The sequence below is a fragment of the Pseudoxanthobacter sp. genome (assembly GCF_036822375.1).
Classification (GTDB): Bacteria; Pseudomonadota; Alphaproteobacteria; order Rhizobiales; family Segnochrobactraceae; genus Pseudoxanthobacter.
On record NZ_DAISHT010000173.1, the window covers coordinates 1 to 5,367 of the forward strand.

The following is a 5,367-nucleotide window of genomic DNA, read 5'->3' on the forward strand; positions in this document are numbered from 1 at the left end:
ATTTGGTAGCGGAGGAGGGACTCGAACCCCCGACACGCGGATTATGATTCCGCTGCTCTAACCAGCTGAGCTACTCCGCCCCGGCCTGCCATAGCGGCGGGCGATGGCAGGCATATACGGAGGAGGAGCGACACCTGTCAAGCTGCATCGCCGGAAGCGGAGCCGGCTTTTCCACCGCCGGGCCTGCGACGGTCAGTCGGCGGGGCCCAGTGCAAGGGCGGCGGTCAGGCGCTCGAAGCCCGGTTCGTCGCGCGGCAGGCCGAAGCGCAGCATCTCCGGCCGGTCGGGGAAGCGGCGCACCAGCACGCCCGCCTGTCCCAGCCGCACCCACCAGCGCAGGGCATCGCCGCAGCGTGCCAGACGAAACAGCGCCGTGCCGCCCTCCACCCTGAGGCCGGCCTCTTCCAGCACGCTGTCGAGCCGCACGGCGGCATAGGCGAGATCGGAGCGCGTCTGACGGGCCCAGCCGGCATCCGCCAGCGCCGCGGTGCCGACGGCCAGTGCCGGGCCGGAAACGGCCCATGGCCCGAGCATTGCCCGCAGCCGGGAGGCAAAGGCGGGGGCGGAAATCGCAAAGCCCAGCCGCAGGCCCGAGAGGCCGTGGAACTTGCCGAACGTGCGCAGCACCGCGATCGGCGCGCGGTCCACATCGCGGGCCAGCGTCTCGCTCAGGGTCGCCACGTCCATGTCGGCCTCGTCGACCAGCAGCATGCCGCCGCGCCGGCCGAGATCGGCCGCCAGATCGAGAAGCCGCATGCGCGGAATGAGGCGGCCATCCGGGTCGTCGGGATTGACGACGAGCGCGAGATCGGCAGCGGCAAGCGCGCCGAGCGACGGCTCCAGCGACAGCGACAGTCCGGAGGCAATGAGCGCCTCGCGGTGGCTGATGCGCGCCTGACCGGCGGCCGGCGGCTGCAGCACGGCGGCATGGCGGGCGCCGGCCGAAAGGCTCGCCACGCACGACAGCAGGATGCGTGAGCCGGGCGCGCACACCACATGGGCGGCGGAGGGCGCGTTGTATCGCGCCGCCGCCACCTCGGCGAGGCGGGCGAAGGCCTCCGGGCCCGGCAGATGGGTGAAGGCGGCCGGCGTCAGGGCGCTGAGCGGATAGGGATTGGGGTTGATGCCGCTGGCAAGGTCGATGAACGGCAGCGGTGCATCGGGAAAACGGCGCCGGGCGGCAGCGATGTCCCGGCCGGGATCGAAGGCGGCAAGGTCGCGGTCGATGGCGGCACGGCGCACGACTCGTTCTCCCGTTTCACGTTGGCCGGCGGCTCCGGGCCGGCCCTGTCTCGTTCGCGCCGGCACCGGCCGGCAGACGGCGCGGCACGGGCCGCGCCGCCGGGAAGGAAAGGTCCGGCTGCGGGCTCACCGCGCCGGTGCGGCGAGGATGAGGCTCCAGAAAACCTTGTATTTGCTCTGCGGCGCATAGGCGATGGCGATGCCGATGCGCGACACGGCCGGGTTCAGCATGTTGGCGTTGTGCGGCGGGCTGTCGCGCCAGCCGGAAAAGGCCTCCGCCAGCGTGCGATAGCCGGCAGAAACGTTCTCCACCGCCGTGGTCGCGGCATAGCCGGCGCGGGCCAGACGGGCTTTGGTCATCCGCTCGCCGGCCAGCGCCCCCTCGATGCTGTTGCGCCCGGCGATATAGGCGGCCTCCTCGCCGGCAATCCGCGACAGTTCCGGGTCCACCGTGACCGGGCCCAGACCGTGGTTGGCCCGGTAGCCGGAGATCATCGAGGCGGCCATGGCGGCATCGACCGTGGCGCCGGGAACGCCGAGATAATCATAGAAGGTCGGCCGCGACGGCGGGCGCGGCGGCTCGCTGCAACTGGCAAGGGCCAGAGCGGCAAGCGTGCCGGCCAGAACCAGCGGAACGACAGAGGCGGGAAGGCGGCGGCGGCCGGGGATGATTCGCGTCATGATGGCTCAACTGTCTGCATCCGGTGTGTCATGTTCAAGGCTGTAAGTCGGCTCATGAACAGTCTTGTCGGGGCCGTCACCGTCCGGTTCCGCTCTCAGGCGGGCCCCGGCAAAGCCGGCGGCGGCGGTCGCGGTGCAGAAATCGGCCCACGGGCACGCCGTGCAGGCCGCGCGCAGCCGCCCGTCGGCGAAGGCGGCGCGCAGCGTGGCAAGGGTGGCGGCGTCGAAACGCAGGCTGTCGCCGGCTTTCAGGCGCCGGCCCAGCGCCGCCCCGGCAACTGCCAGCGCGCGCCGGTCGCGCGCGGCGACATCGGCTCTGGCGCAGTGCACCTCCACGCCGCAATCCGGCGTCAGCGGTGCACACAGCGCATCGGCGCCGGCGACGATGCGCACCGTCGCCCCGCTGCCGAGGACGGCCACGATGTGCGCCATGTTGGCGGTGAAGGCCGGGGTATAGCCGTGCCCGCAGAACGTGAGCACGCACAGCAGGTGGTGGCCGCGCAGCGCAATGGCCGGTGCGGACGGGTTCATCGTCCTGCCTCCTTTCGCCGGGCCGCAAGCAATGGGACCTCGACGATGCACAGCTCTGCGCCGGGCTGCAAGTTCTGTACTGGCTGCGCGGGTGAAAAATCGAACGTTTAAAAAGAAAAGCATCCGCACGTTATATTGTGCCACCGGCCGAAACACTGGCTTGACCCTGCCCCGGCTGCCGCGCCAAGATCGCCCGCGCCCGGCCATGAGGCAGGGCAGGCACGAAGGGGAACCGGCACCGCGGGAACCGGCGCACGCAGGCCATGGAGACGCAGGGGGCGGAAGCCGTCCGGGGCTTTCTTCGTGGCGGGCGGGTGGGGGCGGCCCGCGTACCGGTGCGCGGGCGCGTGCCGGTTCACACGACCCTTTCCTCCCGAACCAGATGACAATGATGGGGCCTTTGATGAAATCCAGGTCGGCGAAGTTGCTGACGACCCTTGCGGCCGTTGTGATGGCCGGCAGCGCTCTTGCTGCCTGTCAGTCCACGATTTCCAACAAGGAAGACCTGCTCTCGGCCGCCGGCTTCACGCCGAAGGTGGCCTCGAGCCCGGCGCAGATCAAGCAGATGGCCACCCTGCCGCCGCACAAGTTCACGCAGCTCAGCAAGAACGGCAAGACCTTCTACGTCTATCCGGATCCGACCGTCTGCAAGTGCCTCTATGTCGGCAACCAGCAGTCGTTCGAATCCTATCAGCAGATGGCGTTCCAGCAGCATCTCGCCAACGAACAGACCATGGCGGCGATGATCAACCAGCAGGTCGTCGAGGACGAGCAGTGGGACTGGGGTCCGTGGGGCGGCCCGTGGGGCGGTGCCTGGGGCTACTGGTAAGCCTTCCGGCTGCGGCCTGTCACGGCGGCGCGGGGCAGAGCGCCCGGCGCCGCCGGCATCGGCATGTCCCGCGATCGGCACCGCCCGGCCGGCGCTGCCCGGTCAGCACGGGCGCTGGCCGGCATTGGCACCGGCCGATGCCGGTGCTGATTGGCGCGGGGTGCTGATTGACATGGGGCGCTGATTGACACGGGCGCTGATTGACATTGGCGCCGCGCTCGGCTCCAAGAAGCGCCATGGAAGGATCGCCATGGCCCCACCGCTGCTGATTTTGAAGGACATCCGCCTCACCTTCGGCGGAACCCCCGTTCTCTCCGGTGCCGAACTCGTCGTCGGCGAGCGCGACCGCATCTGTCTGGTGGGGCGCAACGGCTCTGGCAAATCCACGCTGCTGAAGATCGCCGGCGGTCTGGTGGAGGCCGATTCGGGCGAGCATTTCGTGCACCCCGGTGCGACCGTGCGCTATCTGCCGCAGGAGCCGGTGTTCGACGGCTTCCGCACGACCATCGCCTATGTGGAGGCCGGCCTCGGCCCCGGCGACGATCCCCACCGCGCCCGCCGCCTGCTGGAGGATCTGGGTCTTACCGGCGAGGAAGACCCCGCCACCCTTTCCGGCGGCGAGGCGCGCCGCGTGGCGCTTGCCCGCGTGCTGGCGCCGGAACCCGATATCCTGCTGCTCGACGAGCCGACGAACCATCTCGACCTGCCGGCCATCGAGTGGCTGGAGCAGGAACTGGCCTCCATGCGCTCCGCCGTGGTTCTCATCAGCCACGACCGGCGCTTTCTGGAAGATCTTTCCCGCGTCACCATCTGGCTCGACCGCGGCGTGACGCGGCGCATGGAGCGCGGCTTCTCGCAGTTCGAGGCCTGGCGCGACGAAATCTTTGCCGAGGAAGAGCGCGAGCGCCACAAGCTCGATCGCAAGATCGCCATGGAAGAGGACTGGGTGCGCTATGGCGTGACGGCCCGCCGCAAGCGCAACCAGCGCCGCATGGGCCTGCTGCGCGACATGCGCGAGGCCCGCCGCACCGCGCGCCGCGCCACCGGCAACGTCTCCATGGCCGCCAGCGAGGGCGAGGTTTCCGGCAAGCTCGTCATCGAGGCGAAGAACGTCACCAAGGCCTATGACGGCGGGGCGCCGGTGGTGCGCGATTTTTCCACCCGCATCCTGCGCGGCGACCGGGTGGGCATCGTCGGGCCCAACGGGGCCGGCAAGACCACGCTGATCAGCCTGCTGACCGGCGTTCTGGCCCCCGATTCCGGCACCGTGCGCCTTGGCGCCAACCTGCAGATGGTCACGCTCGACCAGCGCCGCGAAAGCCTCGATCCGTCGGTGACGCTGACGGAGGCGCTGACGGACGGCCGCTCCGACACCGTCATGGTCGGCGGCGAGCCGCGGCATGTCGTGTCCTACATGAAGGACTTCCTGTTCTCGCCCGAACAGGCGCGCACGCCCATCGGCGTGCTGTCCGGCGGCGAGCGCGGCCGGCTGATGCTGGCGCGCGCGCTGGCGCGGCCGGCCAACCTGCTGGTGCTGGACGAGCCGACCAACGATCTCGATCTTGAAACGCTGGATCTGCTGGAAGAACTGCTGGCCGATCACGGCGGCACCGTGCTGCTTATCAGCCACGACCGCGATTTCATCGACCGGGTGGTAACCGCGGTGATCGCCTTCGAGGGCGACGGCGTGTGGCGGGAATATCCCGGCGGCTATTCCGACATGGTGGCCCAGCGCGGCCGCGGCGTGACGGCCCGCTCCGCCGCGCGCGCCGGCGAGGACAAGCCGGCCCAGCCCCGGGCGGAAAAGCCGAAGGCCGAGGCCGCCCGGCGCAAGATGTCGTTCAAGGACAAGCACGCGCTGGAGAGCCTGCCGGGCACCATCGACCGGCTCACCGGCGACATCGAACGCCTTGAAAAGAAGCTGGCGGAGCCCGGCCTTTATGCCCGGGACCGCGCCGCCTTCGACAAGACTGCCGCCGCCCTGAAGGCCGGGCAGGATGCGCTGGCCGCCGCCGAAGAGGAGTGGCTGCGCCTCGAAATGCTGCGCGAGGAACTGGGCGGCTGAAGCCCGCCCCTGCGGCCGG

At 70.2% G+C, this 5,367-nt stretch carries 5 protein-coding genes and 1 tRNA gene; 2 read left to right on the forward strand and 4 right to left on the reverse strand.

What is annotated here, in order from left to right; translation table 11 throughout:
• Positions 1 to 3: 3 nt before the first annotated feature.
• The 4 genes from V7067_RS13760 to V7067_RS13775 form a co-directional block, all read right to left on the reverse strand.
• Positions 4 to 80, reverse strand: a tRNA-Met gene (locus V7067_RS13760).
• Between the two features lie 112 nt (positions 81 to 192).
• On the reverse strand, positions 193 to 1,242 hold the full coding sequence (locus tag V7067_RS13765; RefSeq protein WP_334176476.1) for an aminotransferase class I/II-fold pyridoxal phosphate-dependent enzyme: 1,050 nt from the start codon (positions 1,240 to 1,242) through the stop codon (positions 193 to 195).
• A 126-nt stretch (positions 1,243 to 1,368) separates the two neighbouring features.
• Entirely contained in the window at positions 1,369 to 1,923 is a 555-nt protein-coding gene (locus tag V7067_RS13770) for a CAP domain-containing protein (protein WP_334176477.1), read from the reverse strand.
• Between the two features lie 6 nt (positions 1,924 to 1,929).
• Positions 1,930 to 2,454, reverse strand: coding sequence for a DUF1284 domain-containing protein (locus V7067_RS13775; protein ID WP_334176478.1), 525 nt, complete (start codon positions 2,452 to 2,454; stop codon positions 1,930 to 1,932).
• A gap of 403 nt (positions 2,455 to 2,857) precedes the next feature.
• On the opposite strand from V7067_RS13775, the gene V7067_RS13780 reads away from it, so the two are divergent.
• Positions 2,858 to 3,283, forward strand: coding sequence for a hypothetical protein (locus V7067_RS13780; protein ID WP_334176479.1), 426 nt, complete (start codon positions 2,858 to 2,860; stop codon positions 3,281 to 3,283).
• Between the two features lie 250 nt (positions 3,284 to 3,533).
• Positions 3,534 to 5,348 (forward strand): ABC-F family ATP-binding cassette domain-containing protein, encoded by a 1,815-nt coding sequence (locus tag V7067_RS13785; protein ID WP_334176480.1) that lies wholly within the window; start codon positions 3,534 to 3,536, stop codon positions 5,346 to 5,348.
• Positions 5,349 to 5,367: the final 19 nt, after the last annotated feature.